This is a genomic window from Planomonospora algeriensis (assembly GCF_977012225.1).
On sequence record NZ_CDRNDK010000052.1, the window covers coordinates 1 to 24,607 of the forward strand.

20 protein-coding genes and 1 pseudogene are annotated in these 24,607 nt (G+C 72.3%); 12 read left to right on the top strand and 9 right to left on the bottom strand.

All coding sequences use genetic code 11. The features are described 5' to 3' along the window. Positions 1–186 precede the first annotated feature (186 nt). Together ACWJ6R_RS08655 and ACWJ6R_RS08660 are read right to left on the bottom strand one after the other, a co-directional pair. Positions 187–819, bottom strand: coding sequence for a response regulator (locus ACWJ6R_RS08655; RefSeq protein ID WP_449061694.1), 633 nt, complete (start codon positions 817–819; stop codon positions 187–189). Then, entirely contained in the window at positions 768–5,003 is a 4,236-nt protein-coding gene (locus tag ACWJ6R_RS08660; protein WP_449061695.1) for a HAMP domain-containing protein, read from the bottom strand. Before ACWJ6R_RS08660 ends, ACWJ6R_RS08655 begins: the two co-directional genes overlap by 52 nt. A gap of 121 nt (positions 5,004–5,124) precedes the next feature. Between ACWJ6R_RS08660 and ACWJ6R_RS08665 the strand changes: the two genes are divergently transcribed. Beyond that, positions 5,125–6,663, top strand: a complete 1,539-nt coding sequence (locus tag ACWJ6R_RS08665; protein ID WP_449061696.1) for a PP2C family protein-serine/threonine phosphatase — start codon at positions 5,125–5,127, stop codon at positions 6,661–6,663. Positions 6,664–6,778: 115 nt separating this feature from the next. Here ACWJ6R_RS08665 and ACWJ6R_RS08670 read toward each other — a convergent pair whose 3' ends face one another. Then, positions 6,779–8,545, bottom strand: a complete 1,767-nt coding sequence (locus ACWJ6R_RS08670; protein ID WP_449061697.1) for a S9 family peptidase — start codon at positions 8,543–8,545, stop codon at positions 6,779–6,781. Between the two features lie 177 nt (positions 8,546–8,722). Beyond that, a complete protein-coding gene (locus ACWJ6R_RS08675) occupies positions 8,723–9,559 on the bottom strand; it encodes a putative RNA methyltransferase (RefSeq protein WP_449061698.1) in 837 nt (278 codons plus the stop codon). A gap of 280 nt (positions 9,560–9,839) precedes the next feature. Between ACWJ6R_RS08675 and ACWJ6R_RS08680 the strand changes: the two genes are divergently transcribed. From ACWJ6R_RS08680 to ACWJ6R_RS08710, 7 genes are all read left to right on the top strand, one after another. Next, positions 9,840–11,282, top strand: a complete 1,443-nt coding sequence (locus tag ACWJ6R_RS08680; RefSeq protein WP_449061699.1) for a hypothetical protein — start codon at positions 9,840–9,842, stop codon at positions 11,280–11,282. Positions 11,283–11,332: 50 nt separating this feature from the next. Next, positions 11,333–11,785 (top strand): hypothetical protein, encoded by a 453-nt coding sequence (locus ACWJ6R_RS08685; protein WP_449061700.1) that lies wholly within the window; start codon positions 11,333–11,335, stop codon positions 11,783–11,785. A 117-nt stretch (positions 11,786–11,902) separates the two neighbouring features. Beyond that, on the top strand, positions 11,903–13,324 hold the full coding sequence (locus ACWJ6R_RS08690; RefSeq protein WP_449061701.1) for a hypothetical protein: 1,422 nt from the start codon (positions 11,903–11,905) through the stop codon (positions 13,322–13,324). A 302-nt stretch (positions 13,325–13,626) separates the two neighbouring features. Then, complete coding sequence (locus ACWJ6R_RS08695; RefSeq protein ID WP_449061702.1) at positions 13,627–14,370, top strand: MBL fold metallo-hydrolase; 744 nt, start codon at positions 13,627–13,629, stop codon at positions 14,368–14,370. 141 nt (positions 14,371–14,511) lie between these two features. Continuing rightward, a complete protein-coding gene (locus tag ACWJ6R_RS08700) occupies positions 14,512–14,934 on the top strand; it encodes a VOC family protein (protein WP_449061703.1) in 423 nt (140 codons plus the stop codon). Between the two features lie 5 nt (positions 14,935–14,939). Next, on the top strand, positions 14,940–15,176 hold the full coding sequence (locus ACWJ6R_RS08705) for a hypothetical protein (RefSeq protein WP_449061704.1): 237 nt from the start codon (positions 14,940–14,942) through the stop codon (positions 15,174–15,176). A gap of 43 nt (positions 15,177–15,219) precedes the next feature. Next, positions 15,220–15,402, top strand: coding sequence for a hypothetical protein (locus ACWJ6R_RS08710; protein WP_449061713.1), 183 nt, complete (start codon positions 15,220–15,222; stop codon positions 15,400–15,402). A gap of 139 nt (positions 15,403–15,541) precedes the next feature. Here ACWJ6R_RS08710 and ACWJ6R_RS08715 read toward each other — a convergent pair whose 3' ends face one another. Next, the gene (locus ACWJ6R_RS08715; protein ID WP_449061705.1) at positions 15,542–16,759 is read right to left on the bottom strand and encodes an MFS transporter; all 1,218 of its coding nucleotides are present in this window, start codon (positions 16,757–16,759) and stop codon (positions 15,542–15,544) included. Between the two features lie 168 nt (positions 16,760–16,927). On the opposite strand from ACWJ6R_RS08715, the gene ACWJ6R_RS08720 reads away from it, so the two are divergent. Further along, complete coding sequence (locus tag ACWJ6R_RS08720; RefSeq protein WP_449061706.1) at positions 16,928–17,275, top strand: hypothetical protein; 348 nt, start codon at positions 16,928–16,930, stop codon at positions 17,273–17,275. Between the two features lie 150 nt (positions 17,276–17,425). On the opposite strand, the gene ACWJ6R_RS08725 is transcribed toward ACWJ6R_RS08720, so the two are convergent. Then, positions 17,426–17,959, bottom strand: a complete 534-nt coding sequence (locus ACWJ6R_RS08725) for a helix-turn-helix domain-containing protein (protein WP_449061707.1) — start codon at positions 17,957–17,959, stop codon at positions 17,426–17,428. Positions 17,960–18,082: 123 nt separating this feature from the next. Here ACWJ6R_RS08725 and ACWJ6R_RS08730 point away from each other — a divergent pair. Beyond that, positions 18,083–19,314 (top strand): annotated as a pseudogene (locus ACWJ6R_RS08730) (benzoate/H(+) symporter BenE family transporter). On the opposite strand, the gene ACWJ6R_RS08735 reads toward ACWJ6R_RS08730, so the two are convergent. Next, entirely contained in the window at positions 19,301–21,490 is a 2,190-nt protein-coding gene (locus tag ACWJ6R_RS08735; protein ID WP_449061708.1) for an MMPL family transporter, read from the bottom strand. The pseudogene ACWJ6R_RS08730 and the gene ACWJ6R_RS08735 overlap by 14 nt on opposite strands. A 412-nt stretch (positions 21,491–21,902) precedes the next feature. After that, positions 21,903–22,412: a hypothetical protein gene (locus ACWJ6R_RS08740; RefSeq protein WP_449061709.1), complete on the bottom strand. Its 510-nt coding sequence runs from the start codon at positions 22,410–22,412 to the stop codon at positions 21,903–21,905. Between the two features lie 157 nt (positions 22,413–22,569). On the opposite strand from ACWJ6R_RS08740, the gene ACWJ6R_RS08745 reads away from it, so the two are divergent. Together ACWJ6R_RS08745 and ACWJ6R_RS08750 are read left to right on the top strand one after the other, a co-directional pair. Continuing rightward, positions 22,570–23,538 carry a magnesium transporter CorA family protein gene (locus ACWJ6R_RS08745; RefSeq protein ID WP_449061710.1) on the top strand — a complete coding sequence of 323 codons (969 nt, stop codon included), beginning with the start codon at positions 22,570–22,572 and terminating at the stop codon, positions 23,536–23,538. A gap of 123 nt (positions 23,539–23,661) precedes the next feature. Beyond that, on the top strand, positions 23,662–24,393 hold the full coding sequence (locus ACWJ6R_RS08750; RefSeq protein ID WP_449061711.1) for an HNH endonuclease family protein: 732 nt from the start codon (positions 23,662–23,664) through the stop codon (positions 24,391–24,393). A 7-nt stretch (positions 24,394–24,400) separates the two neighbouring features. On the opposite strand, the gene ACWJ6R_RS08755 is transcribed toward ACWJ6R_RS08750, so the two are convergent. Then, a partial coding sequence (locus tag ACWJ6R_RS08755) for an SHOCT domain-containing protein (RefSeq protein WP_449061712.1) occupies positions 24,401–24,607 on the bottom strand: 207 nt, incomplete at its 5' end.

The following is a 24,607-nucleotide window of genomic DNA, read 5'->3' on the forward strand; positions in this document are numbered from 1 at the left end:
GTGCACGGAGGCGGGCCGGTGGTCCTGGCGGCGTATAAAGCACCGGACCCCGCGCGCCCGGGCCCAGGCCGGAGGCCGGAAACCACCGGGCATCAACTGCGACGGCCGCCAGGACCACCGGCCCGCCGCAGTGCGAACCGACGCCGACCACGACGAAAGGGCCTGCGGAAAGGGACCCGGTCAGGGTCAGGACAGGGCGTCGAAGCCCGCGCGCAGGTGTTTGAGGCGGTCCGTCAGGTCGGACAGGGAGCCGGTCAGGGCGGGGTCGTCGGTCTTGCGGGCGGCCTCGCGGACCCGGGTGAGTCCTTCCTCGACGGCGGTGAGGCGGCGGGAGAGCTCGGGGAGCACGGCGGCCTGGTCACCCTCCCGGCCCGCGGGGAGCTCGTCGTTGAGCCGATCGCGGAGCATGGAGGCCTGCTCGGCCAGGCGGCGGTTCATGTTGTAGAGCTCGACGAACACCGCCACCTTGGCCCGGAGCACCCACGGGTCGAACGGCTTGGTGAGGTAGTCGACCGCCCCGGCGGCGTAGCTGCGGAAGGCATAGTCCGGGGCGCTGTCCACCACGGTCAGGAAGATGATCGGAATGTTCCGGGTGCGCTCCCGCCGCTTGATGTGGGAGGCGGTCTCGAACCCGTCCATGCCGGGCATCCGGACGTCCAGCAGGATCAGTGCGAACTCCGTGCTGAGCAGCGCCTTGAGCGCCTCCTCACCCGACTTGGCCCGGACCGGGACCAGGTCGAGGGAGCTGAGGATGGCCTCGAGGGCGATCAGGTTCTCCTCCCGGTCGTCGACCAGAAGGATCTTGGCGCGGTCCGCCATCGATCACGCACCTTCACGGGGGTCGTCGGCCGGGCGCCGCGGGTGAGCCAGCCGCGTAGGCGCTCCAGCAGGCGGTCGACGTCAACGGGCTTGGGGATGTAGTCGGAGGCGCCGGACGCGATGCTCTTCTCCCGGTCCCCCTGCATGACCTTAGCGGTAAGCGCGATGATCGGCAGGTCGGCGAACTGCGGCATCCGGCGGATCGCCGACGTGGTCGCCCAGCCGTCCATCTCCGGCATCATGATGTCCATCAGGACCAGGGCGACGTCCTCGTTGCGCTCCAGCTGCTCGATGCCCTCCCGGCCGTTCTCGGCGTAGACCACCGTGGAGCCGTACCGCTCCAGCACGCTGGTCAGCGCGAAGACGTTGCGGATGTCGTCGTCCACGATGAGGATCTTGGCGTCGGCGAGCGGATCCTCACCGCCCGTCCACACCGGCCCGTCCACCGGCGGGTAGTCGGGGACGGACAGGCTCTCGGCCATCGGAACCTCCGGCGGCTCGGCGGCCCGCTCCAGCTCGCCCGGGATGACCATCGGCGGCTGCTGGACGGCGCTCGGCGTCGCGGCCCCGCCGTCACGCGAGGCCAGCGGGCCCGCGTAGGCGGGCGGGAGGTACAGGGTGAAGGTGCTGCCCCGGCCCACCTCGCTCACCACGTGGATCTCACCGCCGAGCAGCCGGGCGATCTCCCGGCAGATGGACAGGCCCAGGCCGGTCCCGCCGTACTTGCGGCTGGTGGTGCCGTCGGCCTGCCGGAACGCCTCGAAGATGACCTCCAGTTTGTCGGCGGCGATGCCGATGCCGGTGTCCACGACCTCGAAGGCCAGGATGCCGTCGACGCCGCGCAGCGTCTCGTCCACGAAGGCGATGCCGCGCGGGGCGTGCAGCACGCGGAGCCGTACCTCGCCCTTGGGGGTGAACTTGATCGCGTTGGAGAGCAGGTTGCGCAGCACCTGCTGGAGGCGCTGCTCGTCGGTGCGGAGCTCCTGCGGGACCGACGGCTCCACCTCGACCGCGAACGACAGGCCCTTGTCCTGGGCCAGCGGGGTGAAGGTGGCCTCGAAGTAGTCGACGAGCTTGGGCAGTGAGATCTGCTGCGGGTGGATGTCCATCCGCCCGGCCTCGACCTTGGACAGGTCGAGGATGTCGTTGATGAGCTGGAGCAGCGCGGACCCGGCCCCGTGGATGGTCTTGGCGAACTCCACCTGCTGGGGTGTGAGGTTGCCCTCGGCGTTCTCGGTGAGCAGCTTGGCCAGCACCAGCAGGCTGTTCAGCGGGGTGCGCAGCTCGTGGGACATGTTGGCCAGGAACTCGGACTTGTAGCGGGAGGAGACCGCGAGCTGCTCGGCGCGCTCCTCCAGCGTGCGGCGGGCCTGCTCGATCTGGAAGTTCTGGATCTCGATGGCCCGGTTCTGCTTGGCGAGCAGCGCGGCCTTGTCCTCCAGCTCGGCGTTGGAACGGCGCAGCTCCTCCTGCTGGCGCTGGAGCTCGTCGGAGCGCTCCCGCAGCTCGGTGGTGAGGCGCTGGGACTCGGTGAGCAGGTCCTCGGTCCGGGAGTTGGCGATGATGGTGTTCATCGTGACGCCGATGGTCTCCACGAGCTGGATCAGGAAGTCGTGGTGGACCTCGCTGAACTCGTAGAGCGAGGCGAGTTCCAGCACGCCGAGCACCTGGTTCTCGAACAGGACCGGCAGCACCACGATCTGCGCGGGCGTCGAGCCGCCGAGGCCGCTGTCCACGGTGAGGTAGCGGTCCGGGACGTTGCGCAGGATGATCCGCTTGCCCTCCAGCGCGGCCTGGCCGACGATCCCCTCGCCGGTGGCGAAGCGCTGCCGGGGCCCGGAGCCCGGGCGGGTGCCGTACCCGGCGATGAGGTGCAGGTCGTGGTCGCCGGTGGGCTCGGCGAGGTAGAAGGCGCCGTACTGGGCGGAGACCAGCGGGGTCAGCTCGCTCATGATGAGCTTGGCGACCTCCATGAGGTCGCGGTGGCCCTGCATGAGCCGGGAGATCCGGGCCAGGTTGGACTTGAGCCAGTCCTGCTCCTGGTTGGCGGTCGTGGTGGAGCGCAGCACGGACACCATCGTGTTGATGTTGTCCTTCAGCTCGCCGATCTCGCCCTCGGCGTCGACGGTGATCGAACGCGTCAGGTCGCCCTGGGCGACGGCGGTGGTGACCTCGGCGATCGCGCGGACCTGGGTGGTGAGGCGGCCGGCGAGGTCGTTCACGCTCTCGGTGAGGCGCTTCCAGATGCCCTCGGCGCCCTCCACCTGGGCCTGGACGCCGAGGTTGCCCTCGGAGCCGACCTCGCGGGCCACCCGGGTGACCTCGGAGGCGAAGGACGACAGCTGGTCGACCATGGTGTTGATGGTGGTCTTGAGGGCGAGGATCTCGCCCTGGGCGTTGACGTCGATCTTGCGGGTCAGGTCTCCGTTGGCGACGGCGGTGGTGACCTCGGCGATGTTGCGCACCTGGTAGGTCAGGTTGTTGGCCATCGAGTTGACGTTGTCGGTGAGGTCCTTCCAGACGCCGGAGACGCCGCGGACGCGGGCCTGGCCGCCGAGCTGGCCCTCGGTGCCGACCTCGCGGGCGACGCGGGTGACCTCGTCGGCGAACATCGACAGCTGGTCGACCATGGTGTTGAGGGTGTCCTTGAGCTGGAGGATCTCACCCTGCGCGTCGGCGGTGATCTTCTTCGACAGGTTGCCCTGGGCGACGGCGGTGGAGACCGCGGCGATCTGGCGGACCTGCGTGGTCAGGTTGTTCGCCATGACGTTGACGTTGTCGGTGAGGTCCTTCCAGGTGCCGGAGACGCCCTGCACCTGCGCCTGGCCGCCCAGCCGGCCCTCGGAGCCGACCTCGCGGGCCACCCGGGTGACCTCGGAGGCGAAGGACGACAGCTGGTCGACCATGGTGTTGATGGTGGTCTTGAGGGCGAGGATCTCGCCCTGGGCGTTGACGTCGATCTTGCGGGTCAGGTCTCCGTTGGCGACGGCGGTGGTGACCTCGGCGATGTTGCGCACCTGGTAGGTCAGGTTGTTGGCCATCGAGTTGACGTTGTCGGTGAGGTCCTTCCAGACGCCGGAGACGCCGCGGACGCGGGCCTGGCCGCCGAGCTGGCCCTCGGTGCCGACCTCGCGGGCGACGCGGGTGACCTCGTCGGCGAACATCGACAGCTGGTCGACCATGGTGTTGAGGGTGTCCTTGAGCTGGAGGATCTCACCCTGCGCGTCGGCGGTGATCTTCTTCGACAGGTCGCCCTGGGCGACGGCCGTGGAGACCGCGGCGATGGCCCGGACCTGCGTGGTCAGGTTGCCCGCCATGACGTTGACGTTGTCGGTGAGGTCCTTCCAGACGCCGGAGACGCCCCGCACCTGCGCCTGGCCGCCGAGCTGGCCCTCGGTGCCGACCTCGCGGGCCACCCGGGTGACCTCCTCGGCGAAGGCGGAGAGCTGGTCGACCATGGTGTTCACGGTGTTCTTCAGTTCGAGCATCTCGCCGACCGCGTCGACGGTGACCTTCCGGCTCAGGTCTCCCCTGGCGACCGCGGTGGTGACCAGCGCGATGTCGCGGACCTGGGCCGAGACGCGGGTCGACATGGCGTTCACCGCCTCGGTCAGGTCGCGCCAGCTGCCCGACATGCCCCGGAGCTGGGCCTGGCCGCCCAGCCGGCCCTCGGTGCCGACCTCGCGGGCCACCTGCGTCACCTCGGAGGTGAACAGGGACAGCTGGTCCACCATGCCGTTGATCGCCTTGCCGAGGCGCCGCACCTCGCCCCGGGCGCTCCGGTCCAGGTCGATCCGGCGGGACAGGTCGCCCTTGGCCACGGCGTCGATCACGTCGGCGGCCCCGCTGACCGGACTGGACAGGGCCTCGATGAGGTCGTTGACCGAGTGCACGCTCTCGGCCCAGGCGCCCACGCCGGGCCCCGGGGTCAGCCGCTCGCCGAAGCGGCCCTCCTTGACCACCTCGCGGCGGACCCGCATCAGTTCGTTGGCCAGGTGCTCGCGGCGGTCGGCGACCTCGTTGAGCAGCAGCCGGATCTCGCTGAGGATCCCGTCCGGGGCGTACGGCACGCGGCGGCGGAAGTCACCGTCGCGCCAGGCGAAGAGCGTCTCCAGGAGCGGTCGCAGGTCGGACTCGCTGTAACGCCGCTCCTCGGCGTCCGGCATCGTGTCGGCCGTGGTCATGAGACCTCCTTGAGTCCCGAGGGGGGCGGCCTCAGGTCATCCCAGTCTGTCACGATGCACAAGCCCCGGTCCCGCCTTCGTTTTACCCCACGTAACCATGGAGTGTGGTAATCAGAGAACAATGACCACTGCTCCGCGCGCGCTCCTGGCCGCGTCCTTCACCCCGGGAGGCGCCGCCGTCTCCGAGGTCAGGCGGTTCACCCGGGAGGTGATGACCGCCTGGGCGGCCGCGCCCGTCCTGGCCATGGCCGAGCAGCTCTCCGGAGAGCTGGCCGCGCAGGTCGCCGACGTGCCGTTCGAGGTCGTGTGGACCCACCTCGGCGACCGGGTGCAGGTGGAGGTGCGGCAGAAGAGCGCCTCGGAGACGCACCCCGGCGCCCCCGACGTGCCGGTGGAGGAGTGGGGCGTCACCTTCGGCGCGGAGCACCGCACCCACTGGGCCCGGCTGCCGCTGCCCGGCTCCCACGACCAGGTGACCACGGAGTGGGCCGAGGAGGAATCCGGCCGGGGGCCGATCTGGCTGCGCTTCCTGGCCGACGCCAGCGACCTGCTGGCCGGGACGCTCGACCCGGACATGGTGCCCGCGATCATCGCGCAGATCGCGGTGCCCCGGCTGGCGACCTGGTGCGCGGTCTTCACCTGGACCGACGGCGGCGGGCCGCAGCGCCCGGCCTACCTGTGGCACGCCGACGAGGGGCGCATCGACGAACTGCGCGAGGTGCTGGCCGGCAGCCGCGTCCCCGAGGACGGCGGTTCCACGCAGCTCGGCGACTCCCACGTGCTGACCGTCCCGCTCCTGGCGCGGGGACGCTCGCTCGGCGCGATGTGCCTGGGCCGCCCCGACCGCTTCGCCGACGACGTCATGCAGTACGCCGAGGACATCGGCCGCCGCGCCGCCCTCGCCCTGGACAACTCCCTGCTCTACGCCCAGCAGGCCGCGGCCAACCGGGCGCTGCAGCGCAGCCTGCTCCCGCCCGACGACCCCGGTGAGATCCCCGGACTCGACCACGCGGTGGTCTACGAGCCCGCGGGGGAGACCAACGAGGTCGGCGGCGACTTCTACGACCTGTTCGCGGCCGGGGACGGGTCCTGGCGGTTCGCGGTCGGCGACGTCTGCGGGACCGGCCCGGTGGCCGCCGCGGTCACCGGCCTGGCCCGCCACACGCTGCGCCTGCTCGCCCGCGAGGGGTACGGCGTGGCCGCCGTCCTGGGCCGCCTCAACCAGGCGATCCTGGAGGAGGGCGACCGGGCCCGGTTCCTCACCCTGCTCCACGGGGAGATCAGGCCGGTGCCGACCGGCCTGGAGCTGCGGCTGGTCTCCGCCGGGCACCCCGAGGCGCTGCGGCTCAAGCCCGGCGGCGTCGTGGAGCCGGTGGTGACCTCCCAGTCGCTGCTGGGCGTCTTCCCCGAGGTGGACTTCGAGGCGGACCTGGTCCACCTCGACCACGGCGACGTGCTGCTCGCGGTGACCGACGGGGTGACCGAGCGGCGTCAGGGCGAGCGGCTGCTCGACGACGACGGGGGCCTGGCCAAGCTGCTCGCCGAGTGCGCGGGTCTGTCCGCGGGGGCCGTGGCGGCGCGGATCCGCCGGGCGGTGCAGGAGTTCACCACCGAGCCGAGCGCGGACGACATGGCGATCGTGGTCCTGCGCGCCCGCTGAGAGCGGGCCGTCCGCACCCTCCGGTCCCGGGACCCGGCCGTCCGGAGCCTCCTGTCCCGGGGCCCGTCCGGCAGCCCGGTCGGGCGTCCGTTCGGGAGGCCGGGAGGTCGGGAGGTCAGGCGTCCGTCTTCACGTGCCTGCGGACGAAGTCCAGCTGGGCGGCCATCTGGGCGATGCGCTCGGCGACGACCAGCGAGCCGTGGCCCGCGCCGTACCGGTAGACCTCGTGCTCGTGCCCGCGCACGGCGAGCCGGGCCACGTAGGCCTCGATCTGGCGGATCGGGCAGCGCGGGTCGTTCTCGCCGGCCAGGATCAGCAGCGGCGCCTCGACCCGGTCGACGTAGGTGACGGGCGAGCAGTGCGCGTAGCGCTCCGGCTGCTCGGCGGGCGAGCCGCCGAGCAGCGCGCGGTGGTAGGCCCGGAGTGACTCGGGCTCGTCCTCGTAGGCCGCCAGGTGGTCGGCGATCGGCACCGTCGCGACGCCCGCCGACCACGTCTTCGGCTGCGTCCCCAGGCCGAGCAGCGTGAGGTAACCGCCCCAGGAGGCCCCGGCCAGCACCAGGCGGTCCGGGTCGGCCAGGCCGCGCGCCACCATCGCCTCGCGCACGGCGGTAACGTCGGCCAGCTCGATGTGGCCGACGTCGCCCGCCAGCGCGTCCCGCCAGGCGGAGCCGTACCCGGTGGAGCCCCGGTAGTTGACCCGCACGACCGCGAAGCCGAAGTCCACCCAGGCCGCCACCTGGGGGAGGAAGGAGTCGTCGTCCTGCGAGGTGGGGCCGCCGTGCAGGAGGAAGACGGTCGGGTACGGCCCGGCGCCGCGCTCGGGCCGGGAGACCAGGGCGTGCACGCGCCCGCCGGGTCCGTCCACGTCCACGTCCTCGACCGGGACGGAGGGCGGGGAGGACGGCCCGCCGTGGTTCATCACCACCTGGCCGTTGCTGGAGCGGATCACCGGCGGGTGGGCGCCGCTGGACCAGGAGTACTCCACCGAGCCGTCGGGGCGGGGCGCGGCGGCGTCGATCACGCCGTGCTCGGTCTCGATCGGGTTCAGCACGCCGCCGGCCAGGTCGTAGCGGTGCAGGTGGGTGCGGCCGCGGTTGGCCCGGACGACGAGCAGGGAACGGCCGTCGCCGTACCAGTCGGCGGTGATCTCGCCGGGGTCGGGCAGCCAGATCTCCCGCTGCTCGCCGCTCACCGGGTCCCAGACCAGCGGCTCCCGGCGGCCCCGGCGCTCGTGCAGGGCGAGCAGCCGCCGGTCGCCGGAGACGGGCGCGAAGCGCAGGCCGACGACGCCCTTGCCGGGGCCGTCGCCCAGTTCGCCGACCGTCTCGCCGGACTGCCGCAGCACCCGCAGCGAGGGATGCCTGGTGTCGCCGTGCTCGCTGTGATTGATCGCGATCAGCGAGCCGTCCAGGGAGACCGCGGCCACGGAGGCGGCCTCGGCGTGCTCGTAGACCACCCGGGCGGGGGAGCCGGGCCGTACGACGTAGACGGTGAAGCCCTCACCGGGCTGGGCCAGGCCGATCACCGCGTCGCCCGTCGCGGCCAGGGCGATCCCGGCGGGGTGGCCGGGACCGAGGTCGACCGGCTCGTCGGGACCGCCGGTGAAGGGCTGGCGCATCCAGCCGCCCCACTCGTCGCCGTCGGTGTCGGCGAACCACCAGATCCACTGGCCGGTGGGGTCGACGGTGCCGTGCGAGGTGCCCTTGGGGCGCGCGGTGACCTGGCGCGCGACGCCCTCCGCGCGGTCCCAGGCGTAGACCTCCCAGGAGCCGGAGGCGTTGCTGCGGTACACGGCGCGGGCGGGGGCATGGCGCGCCCAGACGGGCAGTGTCACACGTGGCGCCCGGAACCTGGCCTGCCAGCGTTCCTCCGCCTTCATATGGGGTTGTCCCTCCGTCAAGGCATCGGCTCGCGCGGATGTCGGCGCGGCCCCACCGGGTTGCCGTCCAGTATGTAGCCTCCCGCAGTAGTTTGCCTGGTGAATGTGTGTAATTCCGGACTAAATGCCACTTTAGTTACATGTGATATGAAGGTGGCTGTCAAGTAATGGTCTTGATCATGAGTGTGGCTTAAAGGTAGAAATATGAAAAGAAGCGGTCACCGTACTTGTATCCGGTAGTTCCGCGATTTCCCTCCGCATGGCTTCCGCGTCGACGTGCCAGGCGCTCGGACCCATGCCCACCACCGCCTCGACGTCGGCGCGGCGCAGCCGCATGGGGAACTCGTGGACGATCCGGCCGGCCGCGGCGAACCGGCCGCCGAGGCTCTCGGCCGTCCGGCGCTCCTTGGACTCGTCCACCGAGAGCAGGCCCAGCCGCTCCACCAGCGGCTCCAGGTGCCGGGCGGTGGGGGTCACCACGACGAGCACGCCGCCGGGGCGCAGGACCCGCGCGAACTCCGCGCCGTTGCGCGGGGCGAAGACGTTGAGGAGCACGTCCACCGCGCCGCTCGCGACCGGCAGCGGCCGCCACACGTCGGCCACCACCGCGCCCAGCCGGGGATGGGCCCGCGCGGCCCGCCGGACGGCGTGCTTGGAGACGTCCAGCGCGATCCCGGCGGCGCCGGGCAGCCGGTCCAGCACCCGGGCCAGGTAGTACCCCGTCCCCGCTCCCGCGTCCGCGACCACCGCCCCCGGATCCGCCGTACGGCAGGCGTCCGCGACCGCCTCGGCGAGCGGATCGAAATGCCCCGCCCCGAGGAAGGCGTCCCTGGCCGCCACCATGGCCGGGCTGTCGGCCGTCCCGGGGACCTGCGAGCCGGTCAGCAGGCTGACGTATCCCTGCCGGGCGACGTCGAACGCGTGCCCGGCCGGGCAGCGCAGCACCCGCTCCCCGAGGGCCATCCGGTCCCCGCAGACCGGGCAGACGAGATGTTCCACGATGTCGGCCAGCATGACCCCATCATCCCGCTCCCGACGGCACGGCCGGTCCCGGCGCTCCCCGGGGCGAACCCGGTCCGGTTCCCCGCGCTCCGGGACGATCCGCTCCGGGGGCGAGGTCCCCTCCTCTCGTGGGCGGCCCTCTGCTCCGGAGCGGCCCCGTAATGACACATCCACCTCGTTTTCCCGAAAAGGCGGAATGTCACCTCATGCCCCTACGATGGCCCGCCGTACCAGTGAGCCGATCTCGATCCGCGCCGGGAAGGCACGGGGACGGATTCCGGAAGGAGTGGTCGTGGCCGGAGGCCCCGTGGCCGTCCCCGTCAGGAGGACGGCGTGGTTCCAATGGGCCGCCGCCTTCGCCTTCGCGGTGGCGCCGACCGCCTACTGGATGTCTCTCGGCCCCGACTCCTACAGCTACGGCTACGTCGTCTACGGCGACCCGGCCAGATGCGTGGGCAACGCGTTCATGGACGACCACGGCCACGGGATCCTCCAGGTCGTCTACGCGGTGCCCTTCTTCGATTTCGGCGGCTCGCCGTTCATGGCGGGGGCCCTCGCGGCGTGGCTGGCCGGGAACCGGCAGGGCCTGCCGGGGATCGGCCGGGCCGCCGCCCGCGTCGTCGCCGCCGTGATCGCGCTGGTCGCCTTCCTCCCCCTCCTGCCGCTGGGGGTGGACGCCGTGATGGACGCCGCGCTGGGCTCCAACTGCCTGGACATGTGGGGCGGCCCTCTCATCGTCTCCACCAGCCTCGTGCCGGGCCTGACCACCCCCGTCTCCCTGTGGCTCATGCTGCGCGCCGCACGGCCGCCGCACGCCCGGCGCTCCCGGGCGGTCCGGGCCGCGCTGAGCCTGCTCGTGCTCCTCCCGGCGTACTTCCTGCCGGCTGCGGACACCGCGCCCGGCCGGATCTCCGGGAACGAGGTCTGCGGCGGCTTCGCCGCGATGGAGAGCCTGAAAGGCGAGGCGAGGTTCCTCTGCGAGGCGCGCGGCGGCCCGTGGGACCAGGGCGGGCTCTCCGAATTCGACGGCATGCCCGACGAGCAGGTGCTCGTCTACGGCCGTCGCCTCTGCGCCGAGGTGGCGAGGACCGGTCAGGACGTCTATCACTCCGCCCCGGCGTACGAGGCGGTGGGTCTACCGTACAGCGTGAGCCTGGCCCAGGCGCTCGAGGCGATCTGCCCGCAGGCGGTCGGAGTCCGCGAGGCCAGGGAGGAGCAGGAGCGCCTGGCCGAGGAGCGGGAGCGGCAGAAGCTCGAGCGCAGGTGCGCGGCCCACCCTCCGCACCGCCCCCGGATCCGCCCGGTACGGCGGGCGCGGGGGACCGTCGAGACCGACTACCACGCGCTCGTCGCCCACGAGGAGGACGAGCTGGAGCTGATCGAGTCCGGTCCGCTCTGGGTGGAGGGCCTCGTCGGGGCCGAACCCGGGCTCCTGCAGATCACGGTCGCCGAGGAGTTCTCGACGGTGTGCGTCACGGTCGAGGTGTACGACCGCAGGCCCCCGCTGGAGCGGCGCGGCTGGGACGAGGTGAGGGAGATCGGCTACCGGAGCACCCGGGGGCGGCTGGAGTTCGTCGACTTCTACGGCGGCAAGCGGCTCGGCGACCTCACGGCCGGCGGGAAGGGCGACTACCGGGTCCGCGTCCACGTGCGCGGCGGCGAGGAGGCCGAGGAGAACCGGGAGGCGGGCGCCGTCGAGCGGTTCCTCGTGATGGTCTATCCGGTCGATAGGTGACAAGTGGTGTGCAAGAGGGTTTCAAGCGGCGGCCGGTACACATGTGACCCATGAGGAAGAGAACTGTCATCGGTGCCGGTCTGTTCGCGCTCGTGCTCGCCGGGGGGTCGGCCGGAACGGCGAACGCCGCCGCGGCCCCCGTCCACCACTGGGGTCCCGTGCAGTCCGCGTCCGGTCACGGCGGGTACGCCAAGGCCGACGTCTGGCTGAGCGACTTCGACTCCGAGCGGTTCGTCGTCTCCGGCACCCTCTACGACCGCGACCGGCACAGCGGCCACTGCGGCTACGTCCGCGCCCGGTTCCACTACGTCAGCGGCGGCACCGGCTGGTCGCAGGTCCGCTATACCTGCGCTTCGAAGGGCGCGGCCTTCAAGCTGTCGTCGGACGGCGAGGTCGACCGGGTGGACGTGCGGGTCTGCCTGGTCAGCTACAGGACCAACGCGATCTTCAGGTGCCACACCGACGCGATCAAGGCCTCGACCGTCGCCGGCTGGCCGCAGTAGACGGGCGCCGCCCGTGCCCCCGGGGCCGCCGCCGCGCCCTGGAGTCCCGGGGTGCGGCCGTGGTCCCGGGTGCGGCCGTGACGGAACCGTCGCCGCGCCCCGTTAGAGTCGCTCGGCGTGACACGACGATCATGGATGCTCTGGGTCGCCGCACTGCTGTGGGCGGCGGTTCCGGTCGTCTACCCGTGGGTCCGGGAACTGCTGACCCGGATGGGGCCGTACAGGGATGACGGGGAGGCCTACGGGGACTCGGTCATCTACGGGATGGTCCGCCTCTATTCCGGCGGCGACCTCCTGGCCCCCGCCGGGTGGGTGAACCGGTACGTCCACGACAGTCCCGCGCTCGCCCTCGGCGCCGCGCCGTACGTGCTGTTCGGCCTCGGGGTATGCCTGCTCGCCGCCCGGCTGGGCAGGCCGGGGACGGGCCGGACGGTCGCCGGGCTCCTGGCCGCGGTCCTGTCCCTGGTGTACGCCCTGCGTCCACTGCTCTTCCTGGTGTACGCCGCCACGGGGCACACGGAGCCCTGGGGGCCGTTGTGGTCGCTCTCCTCCTGGATCGGTGGAGACCTGCATCAGCTCGTCGCGGCCGTCCTGATGGTGTTCGCGCTCCGCGGGCGGCGAACCGCACGGCGGCGCGGCCGGATCCTGCGGACGCCCCTGACCGTTCCGGCCGTGCTGGCGGTCGTCCTGCTGCCCACCGGGGATGTACCTCCGGGGAGGGTCACCGTGCCGGACTGCTCCTTCTCCCCGGACGAGATCCGGGACCCGCCGTCCGGCTGGGACCTGTTCATGTGCGGGGCGCGCGAGTACCGGGGCGACGGACCCCTCCTCGCGATGCCCGACCGCGAGCTGGTCGCCAACGCCCGCCACCTGTGCGAGGCGGTCACCCGGCACGGCGGCGACATCCGTGCGGCCGGGGTGCGGGCGGCGGCCGACGAGATGACCCGGCCCATCCTGGACCTGCTGTATCCGGTCTGTCCCGCCGTACGGGAGGCGGAGGAGGCGGTGTGGACCGAGGCCGGACGGGGCGCCGCCTGCGACGGGCTGCCGCCGCATCGCCCCCGGATCGCACCGGTGGAGCGCGGCTCCACGGACGCCGGGATGGAATCCACCCTCCTCCTGCACGAGAGGATCCTGTCGAAGGAGCCGCCCTCCCTGGACGAGGCCCGCGCGGAGGCGGGAGAGAACGGGGTGGTGGGAGCGACCACCGGAACGGTCGTCGTCACCGCCGTGCGCGGGCGGGCAACCGTCTGCCTGAGAGGTGAGGCGTACGGCAGGCGTCCTCCGGTGGAGACCGGAGGCTGGGACCGGGTCGTGGAGGTCGGCTACCTGAGCCCACTCGGCGATCTGCGTTTCGTGGACGGTGAGCCGCTTCTGCCCCGGCTCACCTCCGACGGCCCCGGCCGCTACCGCGTCCGCGTGTACGTCCGGCGAGGAGCGGCGGATGTGGACCGCGGGAAGCCGGGTGTCCCCGGGGAGATCCTGGTCATGGTCTATCCAGGCGGGGAAGAGGAGCCGGTCGTATACCGGACGGACTGACCGAACCGGTCACGGACATCGATTCTCCGCTTCCATCGCCACGGGCCTGCCCCGGAGGTCAAGGCCGTCCTCGTGGAGCTCGGGGCCACGAGTTGCGGTCCCAGTCCGGAGGGACGGCGCGGGTCTACGTGGTCAGGGACGTGGACGCCGACGAGGTGGTGGGGCGAGGCGGGTGACCGAGGTGGTGGAACGGCGCGTCGATGCGGTAGAAGGGACCGATCGTCCGCACGCGGCCTGGCCGGCGGTGCGTCACACCCGCTGCCACCGTAACACCGGCAGCCCTTTCCCGGAAAGGAGACCGGATGCCGCACCAGCCCATGACCGTCGCAGGTGTCGAGGTGTTCCCGCTGTGCGACGCCGTCGGCCCGATGGGGGAGACGATCCGGCGGCCGCTGCCGGAGATGTTCCCCGGCGGCTGCCACCACGACGGGGAGTGGATCCTGCACTTCCACTGCTACCTGCTGCGCGACGCGGCGGGCCGTACCGTCCTGGTCGACACCGGCATCGGGCCGCAGGACGGGCCCGCGGCGAGCTGGGCCCCGGTCCCGGGGACGCTGGCGGCCGAGCTCGCCCGGGTGGGGACCGCGCCGGAGGAGGTGGACACCGTGGTCATCACGCACCTGCACAGCGACCATGCCGGCGGGGCGGTGGCGGACGGGGTGCCGGTCTTCCCGAACGCCGGGTACGTGCTCCAGCGCGCCGAGATCGCCGCGGCCTCCGAGGCGGTCCTCGACCACGTGGTCCGGCCGCTGGGCGACCGGGTCCGGGTGGTCGACGGGGACGCGGACCTGTCCTCCGGCCTCCGGGTGCTCCACACGCCGGGCCACACCCCCGGCCACCAGATCGTCCGGGTGGGCGGACTGACCCTCACCGGCGACCTGGTGCTGCATCCCGTCCAGCTCGCCGACCCCGGGGTGCCCTACCTCTACGACGACGATCCGGAACTCGCCGCGCGGACCCGCGCCGAGGTGCTGGGCCGGGTCAGAGCGGAGGGCGGGCTCATCGCCACCGCCCACTTCGCGGAGCCCTTCACCTCTCTGTCCTGACCGCCGCCGTCTTGGACGGCTCTGTCCTGGACGGCTCTGCCCCGGAGGCCGCCGTCGCCGGCTCCATGAGCGGCGGCGTCCCGGGAGGGACGGCCCTCCCAGACGATCAAGTCCGAAGTCCGGTCAGCGAGGGATCACGGCATGAACGAAAAACCCACCACCGGAACCCTGCACCACGTCGAGATATGGGTTCCTGACCTCCAGCGCGCCGTCATCAGCTGGCAGTGGCTGCTGCAGGCGCTCGGATACGCCATCTTCCAGGACTGGAGCGAGGGGCGCAGCTGGCGGCTGGGGTCCACCTACCTGGTCCTGGAGCAGTCACCCGCGCTCAGCGCCGACCGGCACGACCGCTGCCGCCCTGGACTGAACCACCTGGCCTTCCATGTGGAAAGCCGCTCCCTGGTCGATGCTCTGACCGAGCAGGCGCCCGCACACGGCTGGAGGCTGATGTTCCCCGATCGCCATCCGCATGCCGGCGGCGGACAGCACTACGCCGCCTATCTGGAGGACATGGACGGGTTCGAGGTTGAACTCGTCGCCACCGACATGACAGCAAAATCCTGAGAACCATGCTCTCAATCGATCCGCGACTCTTGACGATTGCTCGCCCGGAGAAGCGGACAATGACTGGCCGCTACCCCTGCGAGTGCCGTCCCGTGCCGGATGACCGCAGCTCCAGGAAGGCTCAGAACACCGTGAACGCCTGCATGGCCACGCCCCGATCCGCATTCGACGCCGAGACCGGCCAGCGCGCCGGGCATGCGGACATCCTGCGCGAAACGCTCGATGACCGGAAGCCGGGCTGAAGGGGAGCGGCGTCACCGTGAGGCGAGTCCGAGGAGATCGTGGGTGAAACCGATGACCGTGCTCGACACCCGAGCGCTCAACCGCGCGACGCTGGCCCGGCAGCTGCTGCTCGATCGCGCTGACATGCCGGTGCGTGCCGCCGTCGCCGAGGAGGGGTGGTCACTGGCGTCGTTCCTGTCCGACGGCGACAGCGACCGTGTACGGATCGACGCGTCTCTCCCCTGAGCTCCAGCCACCGGTAGTCCGCTGAATCGAGGCGAAGCGTAGAGATACAGGCCGTGGCGTGCGGTGACGGCGTTGATCGGAGCGTGCGGTCCATCCAGTGGAGGCACTCATCGCCTACGGCCTGACCGGACTCAATCGTCTAGGAGGAGCGGGCGGCGAGCAGGCGGCGGGTGATCGTCCGGTAACGGAGCACCTGCACCGCGCCGAGCAGCCAGAACGGATACTGCACGGCGAACGCCCAGCGGAAGGCGTCGAGCCCGGTCCCGCCGTGCAGGTCGAGGGCGACGCCGACGAGGGCGATCACCGACATGGAGGCGACGAAGCCGCCGCCGTTCACGATGCCGCTCGCCGCGCCGATCCGGTCGGCCGGGTTGAAGGTCCTGGCGTAGTCGAAACCGATCATCGAGCCGGGGCCGTTGGCGGAGAGCGCCACCACGAGTACGGCGAGCAGCCAGAGCGGGGCCCGTCCCGGCCAGGCCAGCACCGCGGTCCACGCCCCGGCGGTGGTGCCGATCACGGTGAGGACCAGCCAGGAGCGGTGGAACGGGAACCGTCCGGCGAGGTAGCCGAGCACCGGTCCGCAGGCCATGCCGCACAGGGTCAGCGCGGACAGCAGCACGCCCGCGGTGGACGGGTCCAGCCCCTGTGCCTGGACCAGGAACGGATATCCCCACAGCAGCAGGAAGGCGGCGGCCGAGCACTGGGTGGCCGCGTGCGTCCACATGCCCAGGCGGGTGCCGGGTTCGGCCCAGGCCGCCCGCAGCCCCGGCGCCTGCCCGGCCGCCCCGTCGGGGCGGGAGTCGCGCAGGACCGCCAGGAGCAGGACCGCGGCCGCCACGCCGAGCCCGGCCGCGCCCAGGAAGGTGGGCGTCCAGCCGTACGCGTTCAGGGAGTGGATCAGCGGGACCGCGGAGGCGAGCGCGCCGAGCTGCCCGATGATGCCGGTGAGCTGGACCATCACCGGGTTGCGGTGGGCCGGGAAGTGGAGGTTGACCAGGCGGATCACGCTGATGAACGTCATCGCGTCGCCGCAGCCGATCAGCGCCCGCCCGGCGGCGCCCGGGAGCAGGCCGGACGAGAAGGCGAAGACGAGCTCGCCGCAGGTCATCACCGCGGCCCCGATGACCAGCATGCGCTTGGACCCGAGGCGGTCGACCATGACGCCGACGGGCACCTGCATCCCCGCGTAGAACAGGAGCTGCAGCATGGCGAGCAGGGAGAGCCCGGCCGCGCCGATCCCCAGCCGGGCGGCGGCCTCCAGGCTCGCGACGCCGAGGGACTGGCGGTGGAAGACGGCGATGACGTAGGCGATGACGCCGGTGACCCAGAAGAGCATCGCTTTGGATCGTGGCGTCATGACCCGAATATTACTTTTGCGAACTTTATGGTCTGGCTGGGGGTCGCCTCGGGCGGCACCGGTGGGTACATTCGGAGGAGGCGCGGTCCCGCGCCCGACCCCCTTCACCGGTGCTCACGCCGCCGGCTCGCGGGGGTAGAGGGGACCCTGGAGTTCTCGGGACGCCGGTTGCACGTGCCCCAGATCCGGCGGCGGGGCGGGGACTTCTCGGTCAGTGCGAGCAAGACCGTCGCCGTCCCGGCCGAGCGGGTCACCGAGGCGTTCACCGACGAGGCCCTGCGGGCCCGGTGGCTGCCGGACGCCCCCTTCGGGGTGCGGACCGCGCGGCCCGGCCGCTCCGTCACCGCCGACTGGGAGGGCCGGGCCGCCGTCACGGTGCATCTCGTGGCGAAGGGTCCGGATCGGACCCAGCTCAGCCTCCAGCACGGCAAGCTCCCCGATGCCGGGTCGGCCGCCGCGATGAAGGCCTACTGGCGCGAGCGCGTGGCCGTGCTGAAGCAGGTCCTCGAAGGCTGAGGCCAGGCCCTCGGGGGCCTGGGGCTCGACGGCCGGGGCGGGTCCTCGGGGGCCTGGAACTCGGCGGCCGCAGCGGGTCCTCGAAGGCTGGGGCTCGGCGGTCGGAGCGGGTTCCCGGCGGCCGGTGTCAAGACCGCCGGGGATAGCGGATCAGGAGGCCCGCGTGGACGTCCTGGTCCCCGGCGGCGTAGGTGTGCGGGACGTCGGAGCGCCAGGAGACGTGCTCGCGGCCGGCGAGCAGGGGCGCGTCGGCCGGTCCGGCGCGCAGCGTCCCGGTGAAGACGGTGAGGTGCTCGGTGACGCCCTCCGGGTGGGCGGGCGAGGTCTGCGACGAGCCGCCGGCACGACGAGCCGGTAGAGCTCGTAGGTGGCGCCCTCCTCCTCGAAGACCTCCAGCAGCACGCCCTGCACGGCCGCGCCGTGGGCGACGGGACCGGTGCCGACGGCGGCGGCCAGGGGGACGCCCAACTGGGCGGTGACCGCCCACAGGGTCTCCAGGGTCGGGTTGCGGGTGCCGTTCTCCAGGCCGGAGAGCGTCGCCTTGCCGATCCCGGCGCGCCGGGCGAGTTCCGAGAGGGACAGGCCGCGCTCCTCCCGCAGCCCGCGGATCCGCCGCCCGACGTCCGGCATGTCGGTCGTGGGGGTGTCCGCCCTGGGCTGGGGGTTTGGTGCGTCGGACCTCATAGGGCTATCGTGCAGCATGACGGCCGTTCCGTTTACGGAACAAGCTGGGGGTCGTCGACCGAACACGCCGAAGGCGTCGCGGGAGCGCCCCCGGGGACGCCGCGGGGACGTGAGGGGACGACGATGAACCGCCTGCTGCAGCCCGTGCTGGCCGGGGTGGTGACCGCCCTGGTCGGCTTCGCCAGCTCCTTCGCCGTCGTCCTGGCCGGGCTCCGGGCGATGGGCGCCGACCAGGCCCAGGCGGCCTCCGGCCTGCTCGCGCTCTGCGTCGCCGCCGGCGCCACCGCGATCTGGTTCGGCCTGCGGCTGCGCATCCCGGTCAGCGTCGCCTGGTCCACGCCGGGCGCGGCGCTGCTGGTCTCCACCGGCGCGGTCGAGGGCGGGTTCCCGGCGGCGGTCGGCGCGTTCGCCGTCTGCGGGGTGCTGCTCACCGTCGCGGGCCTCTTCCCTCCCCTCGGCCGCTGGATCGCCTCCATCCCGGCCCCGATCGCCGGCGCGATGCTGGCCGGAGTTCTGCTGAACCTGTGCGTCGCACCGGTCCGGGCGCTCGCCGAGGTGCCCGCGGTGGCCGCTCCCGTGGTGCTGACCTGGGCGCTGCTGAGCCGGTTCGCGCGGATCTGGGCGGTGCCGGGGGCCCTGCTGGCCGCCGTCGCGGCCATCGCGCTGACCGGTCCGGGCCTGGGCGCGGTGGACGCGCGCCCGGTGGTCGAGCTGACCGCGCCGTCCTGGAGCGCCCCGGCGATGGTCGGCGTCGCGCTCCCGCTGTTCCTGGTCACCATGGCCGCGCAGAACGTGCCGGGCATGGCGGTCCTCGCCGGGTACGGCTACCGCCCGCCGCTGCGCACCGTCCTGGCCGGCACCGGTACGGCGAGCGCCCTGGCGGCCCCCTTCGGCGGGCACGCGGTGAACCTGGCCGCGATCACCGCGGCCCTGGCCGCCGGACCCGACGCGGGCCCCGACACCGGCCGCCGGTGGATCGCCTCCGTCACGGCCGGGATCTCGATGATCGTCCTGGGCGTCGGGGCCGGGCTGGCGACGGCCCTCGTCCTGCTCTCCCCGCCGGTGCTCGTCGAGGCCGTCGCCGGGCTCGCCCTGCTCGGTGCGCTCGCCTCCGCGATCACCGCGGCCGTCGCCGAACCCGATCGGTCCAGGCCGCGGTGGTCACCTTCGCGGTCACCGCGTCGGGGCTGACGCTGCTCGGGGTGGGCGCGGCCTTCTGGGGCCTGGTCGCGGGCGGGCTGATGACCCTGCTGCACCACCGCCGGACGGCTCCCGGAGCCGCGCCCGAGGAGCCGTCCGAGGAGCCGTCCGAGGAGCCGCGCGCGGAGCCGTCCGAGGAGGTCAGCCGACGGTGACCGGCAGGTGCCGATCCGAGCGGTCGGCGTCACCGGTCCCGTGCTCCGGCTCGTCTTCCGGCTCGTGCTCCAGCGCGGGCAGCCAGTTCAGCCAGCGCGGCAGGTACCAGTTCGCGTCGCCGAGCAGCTTCATCGTCGCGGGCAGCAGCACCGCCCGGACGATCGTGGCGTCGATCAGGATGGCCGCGGCCAGGCCGATGCCCATCTCCTTGAAGCTGAGCATCGACATCGTGCCGAAGATGGCGAACACGCCGACCATGATGAACGCCGCGCTGCTCACCACCCCCGCCGTCGTCCTGATCCCGTGGGTCACCGCCTGCTCGGTGGACATGCCCCGGTCGAACGCCTCGCGGATCCGGCTCAGGATGAACACGTGGTAGTCCATCGAGAGCCCGAAGAGGATCACGAACAGGAACAGCGGCAGCCAGCTCACGATCGAGCCGGTGGACTCGAAGTTCAGCAGGTCCTCGCCCCAGCCGTACTGGAAGACGACGACCAGCACGCCGTAGGCCGCGGCCACCGAGAGCAGGTTCAGCACGATGGCCGTCACCGCCGCGACCAGCGACCGGAAGGACGCCAGCAGCAGCAGGAACGCCAGCAGCAGGACGAAGGCGAAGACCAGCGGCACGGTACGGCCGAGCTGGGCGTTGAAGTCCATCACCCCGGCCACGGCGCCGTAGACGTACGCCTCGGCGACCAGCCCGACGGTCTCGGGGACGACCCGCTCCCGCAGCGTGCGCACCGCCTGCTCGGAGACCTCGTCGGACGTGCCGGAACCCACCAGGCCGATGGAGACCGTGGCCACCGTCCCGTCCGGGTTGACGTCGACGCCGAAGGGCTCGACGGCCTCACCGGTGGCGAAGGCGCGCTCCTTGAAGCGCTGGATCTCCTTCTGCACCTCGGGCGCGGTCACGTCGCCGGCCTTCAGCACGACGACGGCGGGCGCCTTGCCGCTGGGGAAGGCGGCGTCGATGCGGCGCAGCGTGTCGACGACCGGGTAGTCGCCCTGCAGGTCCGCCAGGCCCGCCTCACCGGTGCGCAGGTCGAACGCCGGGACCGAGAGGCCGACCAGGACGGCTCCGGCCAGCAGCACCGAGACGACCGGGCGGCGCAGCACCCCGGTGAGGATCGTGTTCCAGACGCGCCCGCCGCCCTCGCGCCCGCCGAGCCTGCGCCGCCAGGTGCGGCCGGTGACCTTGCGGACCGCGCCGTGCACGACCCGGGATTCGATCCTGTCCCCGATCAGGGAGAGGATCGCCGGGAGCACGGTGACCGAGCCGATCATCGCGGTCAGGACCACCAGGATCGTGCCCTGGGCGAAGCCCATGAAGACGCCGTTGCCGGTCAGGAACATGCCGGCCATGGCGACGATCACGGTGACACCGGAGATGAGCACCGCCCGCCCCGAGGTCGCCGCGGCGATCTCCAGCGCCCGCTCCCGGCCCCGGCCCTTGGCCCGCTCCTCGCGCTCCCGGCGGATGTAGAACAGCGAGTAGTCCACGCCGACGGCCAGGCCGATCAGCAGCATGAGGTTGGTGGTGGCCGAGTCGATGTGCAGGAGCTGGCTGGTCAGCGCGAGCAGGCCGACCGAGCCGAGGTAGGCGGTGAACGCCACGACCAGCGGGACCACGGCGGCCAGCAGCGCGCCGAAGGCGGCGAGCAGGATGCCGAAGGTCAGCGGGACCGACAGCAGCTCCGCGCGGACCAGGTCGTCGGCGAGCGCGTCACCGATCATCAGACCGGAGCTCGCGTCGCCCGCCTGGTCGATCCGCAGGTCCGGATGGGCCTTCTGGACCTCCGCCACGGCGTCGATCACGGGCTTCACCCGGTCCTTGGCCGTCGCGCCCTCGCCCTTCATGTCGAACATCACCAGCGCCGAGCGCCCGTCGGCGCTGACCGGCGCGGGAGCCTCGGGGTCGTACGGCGTGCGCACGTTCTCCACCCGGCCGGTGGCGAGCACCGCCTCCCTGACGTCCCCGGCCGCCTGGCGGAAGTCGGCCGGAGCCCCGGATCCGCGGGCCTGGATCAGCACGCTCTCCCCGGCGGCGTCCGGGAATCCGGCCGCGTCCAGCACCATCGCGGCCTTGCGGGACTCCCCGTTGTCGTCCTCCCAGGGCTTCATCGCCTGCGTCCCGACGGCGTTGCCCACCAGGGTCGCCGTCACCACGAATCCCACCCAGATCAACAATGCGGCCCATCGATGGCGCGCACTCCATCCGCCTATCGACGCGGCCATGTTCCTACGGCGTGCCATCCCGGCTCCCCTTGCTCGTTCTCTTCCGAGATCGAACCTAGGAGCGGGAAAGGGGCCGGGCATCGGCCGCACAGACCGTCTCCGGGGTCGTCCTGCATGGGTAGGAGGGCCGGGCGGGTCCACCCTCAGAGCTAGGGGACAACTCCGGGCAGGAGACGGGAAAGATCAGGGTCCGGAGGGTCGGGGCCTCGGGGGCGCACGGCCGGACAGGGCCTCGGGCCGCACGGTCGGTCGGGGTCTCGGGGCGGCACGGAGGGTCGGGGTCTCGGGGTCGCACGGACGACTCCGCCGGTACGGGGCGCGGAGCCGTACCGGCGGAGTCGTCTACCGGCGTCTACCGGTGGTGCGAGGTGCGCTGGTGGCGGCCGGCGACCAGCTGATCGTTGGACTGGCCGGACTGGCGGGGCACGTCGACCCTCGGGTGAGGGGCCGTGGGCTCGTCCCGGTCGTCGACGCCGTCACGGTCGCGGTCCCGGCTCACGGGCGGAGCGGCGGGGGCGGCCGGAGCGGCGGCGGGGTCGGGAGTCTGGTGGAGCTTGCGCTCCAGCTCACGCTTCTCCTCCTCCAGACGGGCGACGCGGTCACGCGCCTCCATCCGGGAGTCGCGCAGCCGGCGGCGGCGCGCGGCGGCGTGGCGCATGCCGGCGAGCATCAGCGCGACGCCGAGCAGCAGGACGGCGCCGGTGACGACCCCGGCGAAGAAGAACTCCAGCTGCGAGAGCTGGAACGTGCGGTCGAAGACCGTGAACGACGCGGTGGCGGTGGATGTGGCGGCCTCGTCCCAGGAGACCGCGATCACGGCCGCACCCGCGAGCACGATCAGGAGAAGTCCCAGCACTATCATCGTGACCTCATCTCGGCTGCGGATGTTGCGGAGTCTCTGCTGCCCGGAGCGTGCCGGATTATTCGCCCTCCTTCCCCGATCCACCGAAGGTCCGCGGAAGGCCTCGGCCTTCGGCCGGCCGGATGCCGATGATTTTCCGGCTGGCTAGGCTGGCGTGGTGGACCGCACCCGCCTGTACCGTGACGGCGTCCTGGTGAGGGAGGACTTCCCGATCGACGACGTGTCGGAGTGCGTCGCCGAGGCCGGTGCCGTCGTGTGGTTCGACCTCTGCTCCCCCACGGCCGCGGACCTGGCGAAGATCAGCGAGGAGCTCGGCCTGCACGAGCTGGCCGTCGAGGACGCGCTCCACGACCGTCAGCGTCCGAAGCTCGACACCTACGACAGCCACCTGTTCATCACCGTCTACGCGGCGCGACTGGTGGAGCGGCGGGTGGAGCTCACCGAGCTGTCGGTCTTCGTGACGGAGAACGCCCTGGTCACGGTGCGGGACAACGCCGGCTTCGACATCGAGGGTGTGCTCCGGCGCTGGGACGCCAACCCCGCCCTGGCCAGGTACGGCGTGGCCTACCTGCTGCACGGACTGCTCGACCACATCGTGGACGGCTACTTCGAGGTGCTGCAGCCGCTGGACGACCTGATCGAGGAGCTGGAGGACGAGCTCTTCGACGAGGTGAACGGCGACCTGCGCGTCCGCCACCGTCAGACGTTCGAGCTCCGCAAGACCCTGGTGCAGTTCCGGCGGATGGCGATGCCGATGCGGGAGGTCGTCGGGACCCTGCTCCGCCGGGGCCCCGAGACGGTCGACCCGGTGCTGGTCCCGTACTACCAGGACGTCTACGACCACATCCTGCGCGCGGCCGAGTGGACCGACTCCCTGCGGGAGCTGGTGGGCAACGTCCGTGAGGCCCACCAGAACCAGCAGGGCTTCAAGCTCAACGAGATCATGAAGAAGGTCACCAGCTGGGCCGCCATCATCGCGGTGCCCACGCTGATCACCGGTTTCTACGGGCAGAACGTGCCCTACCCCGGCTCGGGCGAGCCGCTGGGCTTCTGGTTCTCGACGGCCCTGATCGTCACGGGCACGGTCCTGCTCTACCGGGCGTTCCGGAGACGCGACTGGCTCTGACGGTCTGCCGGGCGCTCCGGTGCGACCGGAGCCGGTGGCCTCTTGCGGCCGGGACCGTGTCGGTGGAACCGATTCAGGGAATCGGTGAAGTGCCGGTCGGCGGACGGTCTTCGGAGGGCATGGGTGAGCACGCGGGGGGTGGTCACCGCCGTCCTGGTCGCCGCGGTGATGTTCGCGGCGGTGACGCGGCAGGAGACCGGGGCGGCGACCGCGCCCTCCGGCGGCGCGTTGCGGGCCGCGCCCCTGCAGAACCCCGACGGAGTCAGGCCCGGCCTGGAACCCGTCACCGGAGGCGACGGGATCAGGGCGGTGCGGCTGATCAAGCGGCTGAGGACCGCGCCGATGGGGTCGAAGGCCGGTTACTCGCGGGCCCGGTTCGGGGAGAACTGGGCCGACACCGCCGCGGGCGTGCCGTACGCGCGCAACGGCTGCCGGACCCGCGACGACCTGCTCGCCCGTGACGGCGAGAACGTCCGCTACCGCAGGGGGTCGCGGTGCGAGGTGGTCGGACTGGACCTGCGCGACCCCTACACCGGCAGGACCATCCGCTGGAGCAAACGCCGCGCGGACGAGATCCAGGTCGACCACGTCGTCCCGCTCTCCTACGAGTGGCGGATGGGCGCCTCACGCTGGTCCAGGGCCAAGCGCGAGCGGATCGCCAACGACCCGCTCAACCTCATGCCCGTGTACGGCGACGCCAACGAGGCCAAGGGCGGTTCCGGCCCGGCCGCCTGGCTCCCGCCCCGGCGCAGGGTCCGCTGCGCCTACGTCGTACGGTTCGCCCAGGTCGCCCTGAAGTACGGCCTCCCGGTGACGCGGGCCGACAAGGCCGCCATGCTCGCCCAGTGCCGCTGAGCGCGGATCAGAAGCGCCGGAGGATCGACTGCTTGGCCTGGGCGAACTCCTCGTCGGTGAGCACGCCGTCCCGGCGGAGGTCACCCAGCTCACGCAGCCGCCGCAGGAGCGCGTCGTGGTCGTCCGGCCGCTCACCCCCGCTCCCGGCCTCCTCCGCCGGACCTCCCCCGATTCCGGCGGCGGCCTCCGCGGCGGGGGGCGGCCTGCTCCACGG